General features: G+C 48.1%; 15 protein-coding genes and 2 pseudogenes. 10 read left to right on the top strand and 7 right to left on the bottom strand.

Going from position 1 to position 17,796, the window contains the following annotated elements; genetic code table 11:
* Positions 1-31 precede the first annotated feature (31 nt).
* Entirely contained in the window at positions 32-523 is a 492-nt protein-coding gene (locus RCO25_RS10515) for a hypothetical protein (protein WP_308996104.1), read from the top strand.
* Between the two features lie 135 nt (positions 524-658).
* Positions 659-1,153 carry a glutathione peroxidase gene (locus RCO25_RS10520; protein WP_308996105.1) on the top strand — a complete coding sequence of 165 codons (495 nt, stop codon included), beginning with the start codon at positions 659-661 and terminating at the stop codon, positions 1,151-1,153.
* A gap of 99 nt (positions 1,154-1,252) precedes the next feature.
* Here the strand turns inward: RCO25_RS10520 and RCO25_RS10525 are convergent, their stop codons facing one another.
* From RCO25_RS10525 to RCO25_RS10545, 5 genes are all read right to left on the bottom strand, one after another.
* Positions 1,253-1,702 carry an SRPBCC family protein gene (locus RCO25_RS10525; RefSeq protein ID WP_308996106.1) on the bottom strand — a complete coding sequence of 150 codons (450 nt, stop codon included), beginning with the start codon at positions 1,700-1,702 and terminating at the stop codon, positions 1,253-1,255.
* Positions 1,699-2,043, bottom strand: a complete 345-nt coding sequence (locus RCO25_RS10530) for a MerR family transcriptional regulator (protein ID WP_308996107.1) — start codon at positions 2,041-2,043, stop codon at positions 1,699-1,701. Before RCO25_RS10530 ends, RCO25_RS10525 begins: the two co-directional genes overlap by 4 nt.
* 95 nt (positions 2,044-2,138) lie before the next feature.
* Positions 2,139-2,480, bottom strand: a complete 342-nt coding sequence (locus RCO25_RS10535; RefSeq protein ID WP_308996108.1) for a His/Gly/Thr/Pro-type tRNA ligase C-terminal domain-containing protein — start codon at positions 2,478-2,480, stop codon at positions 2,139-2,141.
* A gap of 272 nt (positions 2,481-2,752) precedes the next feature.
* Positions 2,753-3,535 (bottom strand): CPBP family intramembrane glutamic endopeptidase, encoded by a 783-nt coding sequence (locus RCO25_RS10540; protein WP_308996109.1) that lies wholly within the window; start codon positions 3,533-3,535, stop codon positions 2,753-2,755.
* 208 nt (positions 3,536-3,743) lie between these two features.
* Entirely contained in the window at positions 3,744-7,880 is a 4,137-nt protein-coding gene (locus RCO25_RS10545) for a glycosyl hydrolase (protein ID WP_308996110.1), read from the bottom strand.
* Positions 7,881-8,487: 607 nt separating this feature from the next.
* Here RCO25_RS10545 and RCO25_RS10550 point away from each other — a divergent pair.
* The 5 genes and pseudogenes from RCO25_RS10550 to RCO25_RS10565 all read left to right on the top strand — a co-directional run bounded on the left by RCO25_RS10550 (position 8,488) and on the right by RCO25_RS10565 (position 12,689).
* Entirely contained in the window at positions 8,488-9,195 is a 708-nt protein-coding gene (locus RCO25_RS10550) for a peptidylprolyl isomerase (protein ID WP_308996111.1), read from the top strand.
* Positions 9,196-9,308: 113 nt separating this feature from the next.
* Positions 9,309-10,829: an arabinan endo-1,5-alpha-L-arabinosidase AbnB gene (abnB, locus tag RCO25_RS10555; RefSeq protein ID WP_308996112.1), complete on the top strand. Its 1,521-nt coding sequence runs from the start codon at positions 9,309-9,311 to the stop codon at positions 10,827-10,829.
* Between the two features lie 105 nt (positions 10,830-10,934).
* Positions 10,935-11,468, top strand: a complete 534-nt coding sequence (locus RCO25_RS10560) for a DUF6143 family protein (RefSeq protein WP_308996113.1) — start codon at positions 10,935-10,937, stop codon at positions 11,466-11,468.
* 662 nt (positions 11,469-12,130) lie between these two features.
* Positions 12,131-12,334 (top strand): annotated as a pseudogene (locus RCO25_RS34830) (helix-turn-helix domain-containing protein); the annotation flags it as partial.
* Positions 12,335-12,416: 82 nt separating this feature from the next.
* Positions 12,417-12,689, top strand: a complete 273-nt coding sequence (locus RCO25_RS10565) for a hypothetical protein (RefSeq protein ID WP_308996114.1) — start codon at positions 12,417-12,419, stop codon at positions 12,687-12,689.
* A gap of 65 nt (positions 12,690-12,754) precedes the next feature.
* On the opposite strand, the pseudogene RCO25_RS34835 reads toward RCO25_RS10565, so the two are convergent.
* Positions 12,755-13,108 (bottom strand): annotated as a pseudogene (locus RCO25_RS34835) (transposase); the annotation flags it as partial.
* A gap of 454 nt (positions 13,109-13,562) precedes the next feature.
* Positions 13,563-13,736, bottom strand: a complete 174-nt coding sequence (locus tag RCO25_RS10570; RefSeq protein WP_308996115.1) for a hypothetical protein — start codon at positions 13,734-13,736, stop codon at positions 13,563-13,565.
* Positions 13,737-13,833: 97 nt separating this feature from the next.
* Here RCO25_RS10570 and RCO25_RS10575 point away from each other — a divergent pair, with 97 nt between their 5' ends.
* Genes RCO25_RS10575 through RCO25_RS10585 form a run of 3 tightly spaced genes read left to right on the top strand, consistent with a single transcriptional unit; the run spans position 13,834 to position 17,656 of the window.
* Positions 13,834-15,357 carry a spore germination protein gene (locus tag RCO25_RS10575; RefSeq protein ID WP_308996116.1) on the top strand — a complete coding sequence of 508 codons (1,524 nt, stop codon included), beginning with the start codon at positions 13,834-13,836 and terminating at the stop codon, positions 15,355-15,357.
* 2 nt (positions 15,358-15,359) lie between these two features.
* A complete protein-coding gene (locus RCO25_RS10580; RefSeq protein WP_308996117.1) occupies positions 15,360-16,550 on the top strand; it encodes a Ger(x)C family spore germination protein in 1,191 nt (396 codons plus the stop codon).
* Positions 16,547-17,656 (top strand): GerAB/ArcD/ProY family transporter, encoded by a 1,110-nt coding sequence (locus RCO25_RS10585; protein WP_308996118.1) that lies wholly within the window; start codon positions 16,547-16,549, stop codon positions 17,654-17,656. The genes RCO25_RS10580 and RCO25_RS10585 overlap by 4 nt, the downstream gene beginning before the upstream one ends.
* Positions 17,657-17,796: the final 140 nt, after the last annotated feature.

Consider the following 17,796-nt stretch of genomic DNA (forward strand, 5'->3'; position numbering starts at 1 on the left):
TATTGGCTAAGAAACGAGAGGAGGGCTCACCATGACGGTGACCATCGGTATTTTCGAGAAGGAAGAAAGCGTCTTGGAAGCAATCAAAATGTTTCAGGCAGCAGGAACGGATAAACAAAGCCTGCAAATTGTCGTAAAAAACAAGGAGGCTGCTCCGCTGCTGGCCGGTCAAACCGATATTCCCGTTGATGAAGTCTATGATATTAGGGAAGCTCAGGAACGGGGCGGCGACAGAATCGTGTCTCCTATCGGAGCGGCACCGCTTGTATCCGATGGGTATGTCGCCGGAGGCGCAGGCGTAGTCGGCGGAAACCCGACCGGCATTGTAACAGGGACGGGCGATCTGGATCATAATACCCGCACCAAAAACGTCCTGCTGGATATCGGCATTCAAGGTAAGCATGCCGAGACGGCAGTCGACTCCATTGAGCAGGGACGTTTTCTGCTGGCAGCCGACACGGATGACAAGGAAGAAACCAAACGTTTGCTTATCCAAGCTGGCGCTTTCGATGTGATTTATTAATCGATATAAAATGGAACGAAGGGGTTGTCCGTGTTATAGGACGGCCTCTTTTTTTTGCGTGATTGACAGCATAATTTAAATTGTGTACAATTAAATTATAAAAAATATATAATTCGGTTATTGGAGGTTTTCATCATGTCCTTGTACGATATTGAAGTGAAGACGATCAGAGGAGAAGCACAGACCCTCGCCCCTTACAAAGGAAAGGTCATGCTGATCGTAAACACGGCAACGAAATGCGGCTTCGCGGGTCAGTTCAAGGGTCTCCAAAAGCTTCATGATACGTATAGCAAACAAGGCTTCGCGGTACTAGGCTTTCCATCCTCTCAGTTCGCCAATCAAGAGCTCAGCGATAACAGCCAGGTCGCCGAAGCCTGTGAAATTAATTTTGGCGTATCGTTTCCGCTTTACGCAAAAATTGATGTAAACGGCAGCACTGCGCATCCGCTGTTCCAGCGCCTCACGAATGAAGCGCGCGGTTTTCTTGGCTCAAGGTCGATCAAATGGAATTTCACCAAATTTCTCGTCGATCAGAACGGTAAAGTATTGAAACGCTTCGGCTCCAAAGATACGCCGGAGAAAATTGAAAGCTATATTCAGAAGCTGCTTAAGGTGCCTACGCACGCTTAAGACAAAACGAACAGCCTAGAACCTTTTACTTAAGTGCTAGGCTGGTATTTTGTTGATATGAGATGCCCGTTTTAGAAAACTCCCTCCGTTTACGTCTTCTCACTTCAATGCCTCTTGTTCTACCTTTTTCAAAAATTGTTGAACGACCGTATTATTGCTTTTGCTGCTGCTAAGCTTCATCATCGCCCTTCCGACAAAATTAACGCCTCGATTTTGGCCCTCATAAATAAATTTCGTATGCGAAGCATCGATTTTAATTAACGTAAAAGCAAGAGTTATTTCGAAAGCCTTTCCTAACACAAAGCTGATTTCCTTTCGCTTCTTGTTCTCGCCGTCTTCATATGCCAATGTTTCAACCATATAGGTTTCCACGCGTTTGCCTTCGCGGTATTTCTGCTGATGCTTTGCCCCGACTTCCCATTCCTCCTTCTCAATCAATCGGTGCTCTTCTACTTTCGGCATAATTTTCTTAATGTTTTTATCCAAAAATAGCTCCCACACTTTTTCAATATTTGCCTCAATCGTCGTTTCTTCTTTCCACTGGATCACTCGTTATTCTCCTTCCCTGATGCAAGAAATTGTTCGATCTCTTCAGCCCGAAGACGAAGATCTTCGATTTGCTTCTGTATCTTTTCCCTCTTTAATAGCAACATGTCTTCTAAATGCGCGAATGACTCGTCCTCCATCACAGCAATCATTTCTTGTATCGTAAAACCAAACCCTCTTAATTTAACTAAAAGAATAGCAAGAAAGTAACTTCCATCATCATAGTAGCGATAGCTGTTTTTCGGATCAATGTAAGCAGGCTCGAGCAATTTAACTTCCGCATAATAGCGCAACGTTTCTTTGCTTATTCCGGTCAACTCTGAAAAATCACTAACCTTATACATTTTAGTCCTCCTGCCCCTATCATAAACCGTGGGGTGCACCACAAGGTCAACCCGTTCTTTCTGTATCATTCTTTTATTTCCATTTGCTTGGAGGATTAAGACAACTTGGTCGAATATTGCTCATACGGCAGCCCTAATTGCTTCTCTATGACGAAGATCGCTTCATCAACGCTCACTTCTCTCTCCAGCCGTTCCTCCATATCCTTCAAACGCACCCGCCCCGCTTTCCATTCCGTTTCTCCCACCAGCAGCGCATAACGAATTCCGCTGCCGGATAACGATGCTAGAATGTTTTCCAACTTTCGCCCGCTCGTATCCAGCTTCACCCGTACACCGTTAGCGCGCAGCTCGTCAGCCGTCTGCAGCAGTTTCGCCGCGGTTACTCCAATAGGAATGAGAACAACAACATAATCATAGATCCCCTTCACATTTTGCATCACGATCAATCCCCTCTCGAATTCATGGAATAAAAAAAACGCGCAGGACCTCTTGGTCCTGCGCGCATCGTATGCTGCAGGGAGGCCAACGCGAGAAGCGCTAGCCCACCCTGAATGTTGTTCAGGGGTGCTAACGCCTAATGAAATGATGAAGCTGATTCAATTGGAATTTGTACATGATACCCAATCCCTTCGACTGAATTAAAGTGATTATAGCGAATCAAAGCTAAACGCGCAATACCTGCCGGTAAAAGAACGGATTTTAGTGTGTCTCAAAACTCGTTTCTGTTTGTCGAGTTTATCCGCAAACGGCCATAGGCCAGCACAATGACCAGCAGCAAGAGGATAGCCGCAAAGATATGGGCATTTTCGAGCAAAAACGAATGGTCATTCCCAGGCACGATCAAGAACAGACCCTGCGCAGCTTCACGGCCTGGAATACCGTAAACGAGACAATACATCACATTTAAGCCCATATGGATCCCCGTATTCATCCAAATTGAGCCCGATCTTAAAAGTACATAACCGAGAGTCAAGCCCAATACAATTGAGAAAATCGTATTCTGAACGCTAAAGCCTACTAACCAAACATCATCCAGTGCATAAATAAATGCAGATATAAACAATAAATAAACATTTCGTATTTTCCCCTTGAGATGGGCGAACACATATCCTCTTACAATGAGATCATTAATTAGCGAACCAAGAAACATGCCCGCGAACACTTCTAAAATAAAAACAATCGCTTGCGGCGCTTTCTTTATTCCATCGACATGAAAATCCCCAAAAGCCCATAAAAGCAAATACATCGCTGCCCAAATGCCTGCACCGAATAAAAAACCGATTCGCAGGTTTCTTTTCCAACCGTAATGAGCCCTGATGCCCAAATCGCTTATTCCCCCCAGACCCGTGAGCTTAGCTACGTGATGGGCTAATACAAAAAAGAAGCACGCATACGTCAGCCATAGAAAGGTATTAAGAGGGTATAACAACGGAACCACATTAAAATATAAATCGATAATCATAAAACCAATAATCGCAAATAACATGCTCATATGATGAACACTTCCTATGCATGATGGATAGTAACTTCCAAAATATATTCGCTCTTTTCCGATTATCCCCTTCTTATTTTCTCACTTTCACCTGTTTACCTTCCGATACGCAACGTTCCAGCGCTATAATTACTAGCGCATGTCAAAACCCCGGAGGAGATGGGCTTTTGCCCATCTCCTCCGGGGTTTTTGCTAGGTATCACTTTAGTTAGGCTTCATTCACGCTGAGCGTGATATCATCCACATAGACAGCTGCGGTACCGGAGCCGCTAGTCGGCTCAATCTTAATGCCGATTGACTTCACGGCATCACGGTCTGCTACGCCGCTTAACGAAATCGTTAAGGTCTTGAATCCGGATGAATCGACACTGACCGCTGCGCCGCTATCGTACCAGGCCCAGTTCGTGCCGGTCTTTATATATAACCGCACGTTGGCTGATCCTGCAGACAGCTTCACCTTGACGCTGATAGCATCTACTGCCGATACATCAAGCGCCGATACTTTTGTAAGCTCGAAGCCTGTTCCCGTTAAGCTAAAGGAAGAGCTCAACGAATGCGTACCGCTTGCCGCTGCATCCGTCGTAATAATCGGAGCAGCAGCGCTTGCTTCGTTAGCTTCTACGATAAAACCCGAAGCATCGCTTTCAAAGTCGTACAGGGTTCCGGCAGGTGAAGGCGAACTTCCCGCTCCGCCGCCTCCATTCGGCACTCCGCCAGTCCCATCATTAATGGCCTCAATATCATCGAAATACAAGCTGCTGCTGAGCGCTGCACCCGATACCGCGTTTACATAGATAGAGAAATCCTGCACGTTCTTAAGGCTAACCTTATTGATTTTTTTGCCGGCGTTGCCTGTATCCCAAGGCGCAACCGCAAATTCATTAAAGTGAAGGCTCACCCATTCTCCGGTGGTGCCTGTCAGAGACGGGTACGCCTCATATGAAACACCGTCGATCCGAAGCTGAATTACAAGCTTTTGATTCGAGCCATCCGGTACGATCCAGAACTTCAGCTTGTTAAAGGCAGACCAATCCACGCCGCCAAGCCCTTTTGTAATGCCGGCATAGCCAGAACCTGCCAGCGTATAGTCGAATTTCATGGCGTAATTGCCGCCGCTCTCATGTGCGGGATCAAGGCCGACTGCAACCGAGTCCCCTCCAGCTTTTACGAACTTCGCCTGCAGCGCAGCGTTTACGCCTTGATATCCCTCAAAATCATCCACTAATGAAGGGATAACAGGCGGTTCAAAGTAACTGTTAATCAACTGAATATTATCGATATAAATCGGGCCGTCCAACTGCAGCCCGTTTCCGATGATCGATACCGCAAGTCCCGTTGCCGCAGCCGACTTGTCTGCGTCATTCATATCAACGGTCGCGGAGTAACGTGCGTATTCTACGCCGTTAACCGTTACTTTTTCTAACTCTGCCAGCTTTTCTTCCGTTGTCAGCATGCCGTATTTACCCTCATCCGACCAGTCCGGAGGGAGCATAACGACCGTACGCAAACTCGCATTCGCATTGACTGAGCCTGCCGACACCGGAATCCATGCGTCCAATTTCACTCGATTAACGGAAGCAAGAGGCACGGAGCTTGCAGCATCTGTCAGCTCCAGCTTAAATTCCTGCCAGCTGTCGCTTTGCACGGCACCGGTCACGTTTAGTTTAAGCGTGCCGCTCTCGTTAAAGCTCTCATGCGCAAGCGCGAGGGTCATCGTATCCGGCCATGTTCCGTTATTTTGAATGCCGTTTATTTGATCGTCAAAGGTATATGACTTCAATGCAATCTCATCGGCTTTGATAAACGTTGAAATCGACTGCTCCAATACTACGTCGTTTTGTTTGTAAACTTTCACGGTAATGGCTGCAGTCTTCCCGTTTTGCTCCCCTGCAGGAGACCAGCTTGCCGAATAAAAACCCTCACCGTCCAAGCTCATCGGCACTTCAGCCGATCCACCCTCTGCTACATACACGACCTTGGAAGGCGACGCGTTCAGAACTCTCGCACGAACAAGTGTCTCATTGTCTTTTAGAGTTCCTTGATGAACAGGAGTTACAATATGCAGGTAAGGCTGCTCTGCTGCTGCTTTGATTTGTTTGCTGTAAACATCCCCGACCTCAGCCGCAAATGCGGTATACGGGTCATTATAGTAAGCAACCAAATCGTTTAACAGCTCATGGTCGCCCAGTGCCGGAGCGTTGCGGTAAGGAACAAATAAGTTGCCGTTTGCACTGAAATTCGCCCATGTCTGCATGTAAGAAATCCGCTTTGCATCGGGATCGGATTTAATCGCGTTCAACACCCTCGTAAACCACTCCGTATCCGCATTCCCTTGCTGCAGCATACCCTGCGGACTGTAGCCAAATTCGGAGAACGTCGCAATTTTCCCCTTTGAATCAGCCAGCTTCGAAATCATCGCCAAATCATCAACCAATAGATTTAGAAATGTCTCGCTCCCTGGGTTTTGCTGATTGTCGTATTGATCCATGCCAAGGATGTCCACATAGTCATCGCCGGGGTAAGTCGTCAAATAGTTGTCTTCGCTGCCGGCAAATGTACCGTTTGGCGAATACACGTACAGCAAGCTGTGAACATCTTTCTGGTCGCGTAAATATTCAACCGTATAGCGGTATATTTCTACGTACTCGCTCGTTGTGGTCGTTTTGGCGCCCCACCAGAACCAACCTCCGTTTTGCTCGTGGAATGGACGGAATAAAATCGGAATCAGCTTACCGTCATCATCCTTCAGATTGCCCGCAAGCAAAGCGATTTGATCGAGAAAGGCGTTATAGTCCCCATTCTTGTCGCCGCCCGGCAAAATATGCTGAACGACCGAGCCTGCCGTATCATTAAAGCTGCCGCCCGTTACGAAGTTGGGCATATGGGCGCTTAGCGTAACGATACCGCCGAGCTCATGCGCTTCTTTCATTTTGGCGATGAGATTGATTCTGCTTTGCTCGTAATCACTAAACACGCCCGGCTTTTCTTTGCCCTCAAGACTAAGCGTATCCCAACCGAATACCGCCGGATAATCACCTACCGCGTTTTTGACATCGGACTGCGTTGCTGTCGTGTTCGTAAAGGACAAGCCCTCTGTCGTCGTGTGCTGATGACCAAACAACACCTGCTGTCCGCGCACATCATCCAAATAAGCAAACAAGGATTTCGTATAATCTGTGGCATCCGGATCCACCAGGTTCTCTACCCGCTCCGTGCTGCCGCCTCCGCTGCTGCCTGAGCCGGAGCCAGCGGAAGCCGCTTCAACAACTCCGTTTTTTATCGCTGCCTCACCTTTTTTAAGCTCGCTCCCGTTCAGCTTGACGCCGTCTGCTAAAATAGAAGCTTTTTTCACATCGCCCTGGCCTTTAAGCAGCGTACCGCTTGCGCCTGCATTTAACGTAAGGCCGTCAATGCGCGTGCCTGCGTTTAGCTCCAACGTAAATTCGCTGTCCGCCGCTAAATGCTGCGCAGTTGAGCCGTTGCTGAAGAGGACGCGAACGGGACCATCCTCCCGGTCAACCTCTACATCCGCCAGCGTAGAATGATCAACCGTAACGCTGTTTACGCCCCCGCCCCATACGAATGTTTTACCTTTCACGGTAACATTCACGAGCTTCGCATCGCCATCGCCAATGGCCGAGGTCAAATACAAATTACCGGAGATCGTCATGTCCTTCAGCACGACATCGGTGCCGCCGACAACAACATTACTCCCTGCGGATATACCTGCAAATTCACCTGCTTGCGGGTAATACCCTGTGACAAGCTTATCAATGACTGATACAAGCTCGGCTCTCGTTAATTTCCCCTTCGGTTTGAAGGAGCCGTCCTCATACCCGCTAAGCACATCGGATAAAGCGTCAACAGCCGTCTTCGCATAGCCGGCTATGTCATCCTCGTCTTTAAAGGAAACGCTGCCATTTTCTTTCAGCTGAAAGGCCTTAGCCAGAAGTACTACCGCGTCTTGACGGGTAACGGCATCCAGCGCCTTGGCCTTATTTGAAGGATATCCCTCATAGTAGCCCGCCGCCCGAGCAGCGGAAACGGATTTAGCGTACCAAGCCGATGCCTCCACGTCAGAAAACAGCTGCCCGGATTGTGCTTTGAACCCAAGCACTGCATTAATAATCGTTACGAGCTCTGCGCGCGTAATGTTCTTATTGGGACTAAAGGAGCCGTCGGAGTAGCCCTTCACGACCCCGTTAGCCTGCCATCTCTCAATTGCCGATTGAGCCCAGTGCCCTTGCACATCCGTCGTCGCTGCTTGAGCGAAAGCAGGCATGACAACCGATAAAACAAGTACAGGCGCAACGACCGCTGCTACCCACTTACGTATTTTCTTCATTCTAAGCCTCCTGTAAATTTGTTATTTTTGTTATTGTTTATGACTGGTTTATGTAAGCGTTTAATTATTAGTATATCGCCTGGTTTTGTAGAAAAAAATGGTCTACACTAGCTTTTATAGGCTTAAAATGATTTTTCATTGATTATTTTGTTATTTTGTTAGGTTAGTATTTAGGCCTGTTAACCGGAAATGCTGCTATCCGAATGAAGGCTATCCCTCTATGAGATCGCAAGATATTCGCAATTAAATCAAGCAATATGATATTATACAAGTTGGACAAGCGTAAACGGCTGTCGCCGTCCTATGGTGGCAAAAGCTCGTTTCGCGTAGATATATAAGCACATTTATATATGAATGTATAAAGCCTTATATATCAAGCGTAAACGGCTGTCGCCATCCTTTGGCGGCAAAAGCTCGTTTCGCGTAGATATATAAGCACATTTATATGTGAATGTATAAAGCCTTATATATCAAGCGTAAACGGCTGTCGCCATCCTTTGGCGGCATAAGCTCGTTTCGCGGTGAAAATTTTAATAATAGCGAATGCAGAGCCCTTCACAAGCTCAACAAGCTCTTTTTCATTCGCAAATATAAGGAGGATATTGAAATGCTTTTGATAAACAAACGCCTTGGAATGATGCTGCTCCTTATGCTTATCTTGGTCATTGTAGCAGGCTGCGGCGGAACCAAAACCCCGAATAACGGCGAGACGACCGGCGCGGGCGGCGGCAATACGAACACAACAACGCCTACGGAAGCGCCTGCCGAGGATGGTCCTGCGCTCCTGGGCCCGGACAAGCATCCTGTCGTAACGATTCAGCTGAGCAATGACAAAATCATCAAGCTTGAGCTTTACCCAGAGGTTGCTCCGAACTCCGTAAACAACTTTATTTCTCTCATTAACAAAGGCTTCTATGACGGTGTCATTTTTCACCGCGTTATTCCAGACTTTATGATTCAAGGCGGAGATCCTGACGGAACCGGCATGGGCGGACCAGGCTACAGCATTCCTGGCGAATTCAACAGCAACGGCTTCGAGAACAAGCTGAAGCATACGCGCGGAGTGCTCTCTATGGCCCGCTCAAACGACCCCGATTCAGGCGGCTCGCAGTTTTTCATTATGGTAGCAGAATATCCATCGCTGGATAATGAATATGCCGCTTTCGGCAAAGTAACGGAAGGCATGGAAGCCGTCGACGAGATCGTTAATCAAACAAAAGGCGCTAACGATAGACCAGAGAACCCGATTTCTATGAAAAAAGTAACGGTGGACACGTTGGGCATGACTTTTGAAGAGCCTACAAAAACAAAGTAAGAGGAGAGAAGGGGATAGCCCTTCTCTTTTTTTATGACCTGGTATATAATGATTTTGTTAATCAGTTAATATTTATATAACTAATATGGTGCAACCAAGGGGGATTAAGTAAATTGAGGAAACCGACGATTATTTTGCTCACGGTATGCATGATGACCTTTATTAGCGCATGCAGCGGCGGCAATACAGGAAACCAAGTGACAAATACAGAGATCGCACAACCTACTGCGGCAACCGAGAATTCCGGCCACGCAAATTCGGAAGCGGTTACAATAGAAGAACCCGCATTTGCAGATGCCTCCGTACACGATCCATCGATTATTAAAGTGGACGATACCTTTTACATTTTTGGTTCACATTTGGCTGTCGCAAAGTCTAAGGACCTGATGTCCTGGGAGCAGCTCAACTCAAGTGTTTATGAAGGAAATCCAATCATTCCTGATGTATTGACGGAAATGAGCGAGGAGCTTGCGTGGGCCGAAACCGATACCTTCTGGGCGGGCGACGTCATCCAGCTGCCGGATGGCAAATTTTATATGTATTACAGCATGTGCAAAGGCGATTCCCCGCGTTCAGTGCTCGGCTATGCTGTCGCCGATAAGGTAGAGGGTCCTTATACGAATAAGGGAACGATTCTGAAATCCGGCATGTGGAATGAAGCGAGCGAGGATGGTACCGTATACGATGCGACGATTCATCCAAACGTGGTTGACCCTAATTTATTTTACGATAAAGACGGCATTCTCTGGATGGTTTACGGCTCTTACTCAGGCGGGATTTTCATTATGAAAATGGATCCAAAAACCGGACTGCCCGAGCCCGGCCAAGGCTACGGCAAACGGCTGCTCGGCAACAATCACAGCCGCATCGAAGCGCCGTATATGATGTACAGCAAAGAAACCGACTATTATTATCTGTTCCTCTCCTACGGCGGACTTGATTCAACTGGCGGCTATAATATCCGCGTCGCACGCTCGAAGAAGCCTGACGGTCCATTCCTCGACTCCGAGGGCAAGGATATGATCAACGCATTCGGCGCTGCCGGAACACTGTTCGACGATGTTTCTATCGCACCATTCGGAGTGAAGCTCATGGGCAACTTCCAGATGGACAATGCGGATGGTGAAATCGCGAATATCGGAACGGGATACGCATCACCCGGCCACAACTCTACTTATATCGATCCGGGGACAGGCAAAATGTTTATCATCTTCCATACCCGCTTCCCTTCGCGCGGCGAAGGCCATGAGGTGAGAGTGCATCAAATGCTTATGAATACGGACGGTTGGCCCGTGATAGCTCCCCATCGTTATGCGGGTGAGACGGCCGAGCCCGTAAAAGCCGAGCAAATAATCGGTGAATATAAATACGTGAATCACGGGAAGGACATTACAACGGATGTGAAACAAGCCAGTCTCATTACCCTTGGCAAAGACGGCACGATTTCCGGCAGCGTTAGCGGCACTTGGAAAAGCTCGGGGGACTTTGCGCTTGAGCTAACCATTGACGGCACGTTATATAAAGGCTCGCTGCTGCGCCAGTGGAATGAAGGCACACTTAGCTATGTCATGACTTTCAGCGCGCTCTCCCAAGAAGGCATTCTGATTTGGGGCAGTCACATCTCTAAGGAGTAGCCATTTCTTGCGCAGCTGCGCCATCGCTTGGATTCGCAGGCATGTTACCGGAATATCATCATATGGTGGAGTATAAGCCTGCTGCAAAAAAAGGATGGTGAAGCCATGTACGGCTACGGCCCTGTCAGTGTGGTCAATTTAACGAATCCGCTAAATAAGTCATTGCAAGGAAAGTATTTTTTGGGCGAGACCGATCAGCTGAATCCGAACGATTCGAACCGGACCTGGGGAGCGCTAATCAACCCTCCTCATTCCGGCGTTAATCTTTATTTGAATGTTTATGTACTGAGCAACCTGTCGGATGATCATCTTGTGTCGCAAATTTGCTTCTGCTCAAATTTGCCCACGCGTGGAATGCAGTCACATGAGGTCTCATCAGCCAATCTCGCCCTGCACCCGGCGCCGCTTCCCCGGGGACAAGTACAATTTGGCAGCGGACTTGATACGACTGCGCTGGCCGCCGTTCCCGTGTCTACCAGAGTTATCCCCTCTTACTCCAGCATTTCCAGCGAGAAAGCAGGCCACTGGATTATCGGACCCGGCAAAGCCATACTATTTACGTTAACGAGCTCCATGAACCGATCCGCCCCTGCGGTCATCTCCGTCGGCTGGTGGGAAGAGGCTCATGGCGTGTATTAACCTTGTTATAAGCTAGCGCCCTTGCAGTAACCTGCTCTTCTGATGCCGAAGAGGCGTTTGGGATGTCACAAACCTTGCCGCTGTAAGCTTGGTACCCATGATCTTATTCCAAGATCATGGGTTTTTCATGCGCTTAGTGAATATCCCAACCTACCTAATTTTAGTCTCGCAAATCCAGGGCATCCTCTTAGCCGCCAGCCGCTCCGGTACACTGCAGTTTCTGCAGCAGAATGCCGGAATACGCATCTATTTTTTAGCTACAATGCATTTACTACAGCAGAATAGACGCCACACGTTCCTATCCGCCTGAAAACAGGTACTCCCATTGCAGAAACTGCATTGTACGCCTTGATCCAACTCGTTTTTTGTCCATACATTGCAGAAACTACAACGTAGAACTCTGACCAAACTTTTATTACTCTTAGCTTCTGCAAGACCGTACGTCCAAAAATTTTCAAAGAACATTTAGACCAAGAACCCCATTACACCCGATAGAAATCGTCCGCATTGCCGCAGCAATCGCCGCATGCTCAAACTTAAATCGATACCTTCCGCATGCCGCTCGGTAACAACTCCAGATCACCAATAAACCATTTGTTTTCATGAAAAAAGGGCTGTCTCTCGGGTCTTCAGACCTTTTGAGATAGCCCCTTAGTGACGAACCACGTCCAGGAGCCCCGTCTCGAATTACAGATGAACAAGTTGCGCAAATCATTACGCTCGCATGCCAACAACCAGAAGGGTTAGGATTGCCGTTTAGCCATTGGACGCCCGGCGCTCTAGCTCATGAAGCAATCTCTCGTGGAATTATTGCTTCCATTTCTGTACGGCAGGTAGGGCGATTTTTAAAAAGATACGGATCTTAAGCCTCACCAAAGCCGCTGTTGGCTGAATCCCAAAATTGACGATCCTACACAATTTGAGGCTGAAGTTAAAACGATTTGTGTCTTGTACCATGATGCGAAAGAAGCAGCCGAGCGTGGTGTCCATGTTTTAAGCACCGATGAAAAAACAGGTATCCAAGCCAAGGAACATGCGCATGCTTCATTACTGATGAAACCTGGAAAAGTGATAGGTATCGATCCTGAATATATTCGTCATGGAACCTCAGGTCTGATTGTGTCTCGTGATGTTGTGACAGGAAAGGTCGTTGCACCACTCACAATTGCACATTCTGTTTGGAATTTATTTATGAAAAAGAGTCTGCAGTATTCGTTGTAATGAACTATAAATTGAACAATGCGAGCCTCTAAGCAGGCAATCGAAGAAAAGCTGGAGCGCTTGTTGAGTAAACGACGCGTCAATATTCTAAACCAGCACTCGATTTGGTTTAACCATGAACAATGTTTTGGCGTGTAAATAATACGAATGCGATGCGTCACGTCAGATAAAAATGCAGCCCGTGTCTCCATGTTTTGAAGGATACCAGACTTCCCTTTTTCACCGAGAGAAGCCGGGTCGATCCCACACTTTTCGGCTACAAATCGAACCAGAGACTCGGATTTATGTGTGTTAAGTTGATCCATGACAAACCAATAAGATGCTTGTGGGTCCTCAGCAACAACTTGACTAATATGGGTTACAAAGTCTACCTCTGTCCGTGTGGAGCTGGCAGGCCTTGTTCTTATTCTCCTCAGCATTTACTTTGTAAATCGGCAGCCTTCTCGAAGCAAAGAATAAAAACCTCGACATATTTGCTATATAAGTTGAACGAAAGATCATATATACAATCGCAGCGGCGAAAGGAGCACATACGGCGGTTCGACAGGCGGAATAGCGCTAGAAATTAGCTCTATTATCCGCGAAACCGTTAAATGGAATTGCTGCAGCGAACGCAAACGCCAATTAGCTTGCATTCAGTTAATTTAGAATGAATTTCTTTCGTTCAACCTATATAGAAATCCGTCCTTCGTTACTGAAGGGCGGATTTTTTTGTGTTGTTGTTTGAATGTCTTGTTGCAACCGTATCGCTCTGTATAGCAGGGCGGGCAAGAGCATCACTGTATAATGATTGGGATCTTGTGGGAAACTACAGCGAGTCATGACGCATTTTTACCCAATTTAGAGAACTATTTCAGGTCAGAGAGCAAGCGCTTAACGCTGCTTTTTGAGCTCACGATATTTTTTTATGATATGTTTTCCGTTCATAGCGTACCAGACGAGAACGGGAGAAAGGACATTTATCCCAAGCACCAGATATACAACCGACCACATGAACCATTCGGTGTTGATCACATGTTGGTAAATCCATGAATGATAAAAATCCATACCTATCTCTCCTTTTCATAGTAGTCCGATTAGATACTTGTTATTGTGATCCATCGTTCAACGGCTCATACCATCCAAGAAGAGAGGAGAAAAGCGTATGTCACCTATACAGGAAAAGCTGCAGGAGAATTATAAGCTAAGTGTGAGGGATAATGCTGCCATTATAGATGAGATTCTGGGTCAGAGCGCGGACATTCAGAAGCGTGATTTCATGTTATGCGGAAGACCTGATTTCGCTGGTTTGTGCTACTACATAGATGGTATGGCAGACTCTTCGATTGCTAACGCCATTCTGAGAGCCTTAGTCGTGTCACGCAGCGAGTTGGTCCTGGATCCAGCCCTGCTGTCAACGGCTGAAGGGATTCGGACAACGCTATTGTCCGATGCTTCTGTCAAAGTATGCAACAAGATTGGGGAAGGTATCGCTGGAATCGTGTCCGGGGATACGCTGGTCATTATCGAGGGCATCGATCAAGCTATTCTCGTTTGCTCCAAAGGGTGGGAGGATCGAAGTATTGAGGAGCCTTCCTCAGAAAATAATGTCCGTGGGCCGAGAGACGGCTTTACGGAAAGCATTCGCACCAACACTGTGCGTATTCGCAGACGTATCAAGGATCCGCAGCTGCGCCTCGACGCGATGGTGATCGGAACCAGATCCCAGACGAACATTAATATTGCCTATATTCAGGATTTGGTTAAAGAAGGGCTTGTCGAAGAGGTCAAGCGACGGCTTGCTCGCATTAAGATCGATGCCATCTTGGAGAGCGGCTACATCGAGGAATTGATTGAAGATGCGCCGTATTCCCCTTTCAATACAGTACAGAACACGGAACGGCCGGATAAAGTCGCATCCGCGCTGCTCGAAGGCAGAGTCGCGATCTTTATCGACAACACACCGTTTGTCCTTATCGTTCCGACTTTTTTCTGGCAATTTCTCCAAGCACCTGACGATTATTACAATCGATATTGGGTCGGCACTTTCTTTCGCATTGTTCGTTATATCGCTTTCATGATTAGTCTTATACTGCCGTCCGTATATGTGATGTTGGTTTCGTTCCATCATGAAATGATACCTACTGCCTTGGCGCTCACGATTGCATCTGGACGGGAGGTCGTGCCGTTTCCTGTGCTGCTGGAGGCGGTGCTGATGGAGCTGGCCTTCGAGCTTATGCGCGAAGCGGGGCTGCGAATGCCGAAGCCGATCGGCCAAGCGGTTAGTATCGTCGGCTCGCTCATCATCGGACAAGCATCCGTACAGGCTGGCCTAGTGTCGCCGTTCATGGTCATAATCGTGGCCATTACGGGGATTTCGTCATTCGCGATTCCTAGTTACTCATCGTCGCTAGCCATACGTATTTTTCGGTTTCCGTTATTAATTGCCTCTGGGACAATGGGCTTGCTTGGATTCACCACGATGTTTTTCGTGCTTCTGCTGCACGCCCTCTCGCTCAGATCTTTCGGCGAATCGTATCTGTCTCCGGCAAGTCCGTTCCGACCGTCCGATCAGCGCGACATGCTGCTGCGGACGCCGCTGTGGATGATGGATCAACGGCCAGGATTCGCGCAGGATAGCAAACGAGCGGGAAATGAACAAAAACCTGAACCGCCAAGGGAGGGATGACGATGAAACGAAATTTTGTTCTGTTTCTTGTCTTGATCGGTCTGATGCCGCTTACCACCTCTTGTCTTGGCGTACGGCAAATTAACGAAATGGCAATCGTGACGGCAGTTGGATTAGGAATCGGTGAAAAGCCCGGAACGGTCAGACTGTCCGTACAAATTATTCGTCCGGCTGATGCACGGGGACAGACCGGCGCTCCATCGGGCGGCACCGGCGAGCCAATCTATTCGGTCAGCGCCGATGGGAAGACCATCTTCGAAGCGATCCGCAATCTTGGACAATTCTCGTCGCGGCGCGTATATTGGGCTCATAATTTCCTCATCGTCATGCAAGAGCAGTATGCTAGAAACGGCATCACAGATATGGTCGATTTTTTCACACGCAACCATGAGTTGCGCATGAATACCTGGGTGGCGGTTACGCCGGACCAACCAGAGGAACTCATCTCTACTATAACGGGGATCGAGGTTGTACCCGGTGAAGCGGTGGATCGGCTGTTCCGAGAAAACGATGTCGTAGGTCAGGCCCCGGGCACCAACATGATGAGGCTAGAGGAAGCGTTCTTAAGCCGTTCCACGGAGCCGGTGCTCGCCAGACTTCAATTGACTCCGAGAGGCATATCAAACAAAAAGCCGGAAGAACACGGTTCGATCAAGCAAGTCAAGCTGGCGGGAGCGGCTGCGTTCATGGAGGATAAAATGGTCGGATGGCTCTCTGTCAAGGAGACACGGGGATTGATGTTTTTTATAGAAGATTTGCAGAGCGGCATCGAGGTTGTCTCCTGCCCGAATAACAGTGAGAAAACAGCTTCGCTCGAGTTCAAAAACGCGAGCCTTAAGGTCACGCCTTCGTACCGGAATAAGGAGCCGCAATTCCAAATTCAACTGACGACGAGCGCTGACGTTGTTGAGAGCGGCTGCGGTGTTTCTTTAAAGAAGATCCGTCAGGAACTAGAGGGAAAGCTCGGCAATCGGCTGCAATCGGAGATAGAAAGTGTGCTGGGCAAAGCGCAGAAGCAGTACGGTTCTGATATCTTAAAGTTCGGGGATGTGTTCCGCAATAAGTATCCGGCGGAATGGCGGACATTAAGTCAGCGGTGGAATTCTGTGTTCTCTGAGGCGGTGACGACCGTTCAAGTCAAGGCAACCATTAAGAATACGGTCGTCAAAGCGCCAGACGGAGGTGTCAAATGAACAAAATTCGGATCTCGAACGGCATGTTCATTGCGATGATCGTCAATCTCATCTTCGTCAAGGCGATCGGAGTGACGCAAGGCGTGCTGGCGCGCATCATCGGTCAAGATATGTGGATTGCTACGCTGCTCGGCACGCTTCAAGGCATTGTTATCATGTATGTTACTTATCTCGTCATTCGGAGAATGCCCGATCGGGATTTCATGGCGGCGGGCGAGGCCTTGCTCGGCAAATGGTTCGGGAAAATCATAGCCATGCTCATATTTGTGTTCTTCCTGGCAGCATTCGGTCCGGTCATGATTACGTTCGTCTATCATCTGCATGATTATTTCCTGCCGGAAGCGCCGATTTTTCTGTTCATTGTTGGGTCACTGCTCGTTGGCGCTATCGGCTGCTATTACGGTCTGGAGGTTATGGCGCGAATTGCGCTGGTGGGACTTCTGTTTCTTTTCCTGCTCAATACGCTGATCATCATCGGTTCTACGAATGAATTCGATATTCGGAATTTGCTTCCGGTGATGGAGCACGGATTTCCCCGGACGCTGGCCGCCAGCATTCACTATGATGCGGATTGGGCGCTAGCGACAATGCTGGCGGCACTCGTTATGCCGTTTGTTAAGGAGGTGAAGCGGCGCGGCGGACAAATTGGCATGATCGGTATTCTGGCTAGCGGCTTAATGATCGGCATTTGGGCGATTCTTGAGGGCGCTGTATTGTCTGCGGAAGTAACTGGCCAATATACGCTGTCCTGTATGAAGCTTGCCCGCAACGCCCATGTCGGCAATTTCCTGCAAAGGTACGAGATGATCATGATCGCTCTCTATTCCTTATCCGTTTTGTTCGAGGTGATGTTCTGCGTATACGGAACATCCGTTAGCATCTCGAAAATTTTTCGCCTAAAAAGCAATAAAGCGATGATTCTTCCAGTCTGCATCGTCCTGGGCCTATTCGGCTACTGGGTGGTCGAGGATCATTTTCGCGCACTGGACTACCTTGAGAACTATTGGCCGTATATCGCGCTTCCAATTGCTGTTGGATTGCCGCTCATCTTGCTCGGGCTGCAGATGATGCTCGGCAAGAAGCTTAAGAAAACGGGGCAGGGATAAGACCTCGATAGCTGAGCTAAGCTGCAGCTATCGAGGTCTCAATTGCAGCAAATAGCGGAACTAGGGTCCGGAACATCTGCGTAGTGCGCGGTTATTTGCAATTAGCGGAACCTATGTCCACAGGATCGATGCAGTTCCCA

The sequence above is a fragment of the Paenibacillus sp. LHD-38 genome (genome assembly GCF_031157315.1).
Taxonomy (GTDB): domain Bacteria; phylum Bacillota; class Bacilli; order Paenibacillales; family Paenibacillaceae; genus Pristimantibacillus.

What these genes read in the sequence shown, in the direction of transcription:
- RCO25_RS10515 (WP_308996104.1), top strand. Translation starts at nt 32, where the DNA reads ATGACGGTGACCATCGGTATTTTCGAGAAGGAAGAAAGCGTCTTGGAA.
- RCO25_RS10520 (WP_308996105.1), top strand. Translation starts at nt 659, where the DNA reads ATGTCCTTGTACGATATTGAAGTGAAGACGATCAGAGGAGAAGCACAG.
- RCO25_RS10530 (WP_308996107.1), bottom strand. Translation starts at nt 2,043, where the DNA reads ATGTATAAGGTTAGTGATTTTTCAGAGTTGACCGGAATAAGCAAAGAA.
- RCO25_RS10535 (WP_308996108.1), bottom strand. Translation starts at nt 2,480, where the DNA reads ATGCAAAATGTGAAGGGGATCTATGATTATGTTGTTGTTCTCATTCCT.
- RCO25_RS10540 (WP_308996109.1), bottom strand. Translation starts at nt 3,535, where the DNA reads ATGAGCATGTTATTTGCGATTATTGGTTTTATGATTATCGATTTATAT.
- RCO25_RS10545 (WP_308996110.1), bottom strand. Translation starts at nt 7,880, where the DNA reads ATGAAGAAAATACGTAAGTGGGTAGCAGCGGTCGTTGCGCCTGTACTT.
- RCO25_RS10550 (WP_308996111.1), top strand. Translation starts at nt 8,488, where the DNA reads ATGCTTTTGATAAACAAACGCCTTGGAATGATGCTGCTCCTTATGCTT.
- RCO25_RS10560 (WP_308996113.1), top strand. Translation starts at nt 10,935, where the DNA reads ATGTACGGCTACGGCCCTGTCAGTGTGGTCAATTTAACGAATCCGCTA.
- RCO25_RS10570 (WP_308996115.1), bottom strand. Translation starts at nt 13,736, where the DNA reads ATGGATTTTTATCATTCATGGATTTACCAACATGTGATCAACACCGAA.
- RCO25_RS10575 (WP_308996116.1), top strand. Translation starts at nt 13,834, where the DNA reads ATGTCACCTATACAGGAAAAGCTGCAGGAGAATTATAAGCTAAGTGTG.
- RCO25_RS10580 (WP_308996117.1), top strand. Translation starts at nt 15,360, where the DNA reads ATGAAACGAAATTTTGTTCTGTTTCTTGTCTTGATCGGTCTGATGCCG.
- RCO25_RS10585 (WP_308996118.1), top strand. Translation starts at nt 16,547, where the DNA reads ATGAACAAAATTCGGATCTCGAACGGCATGTTCATTGCGATGATCGTC.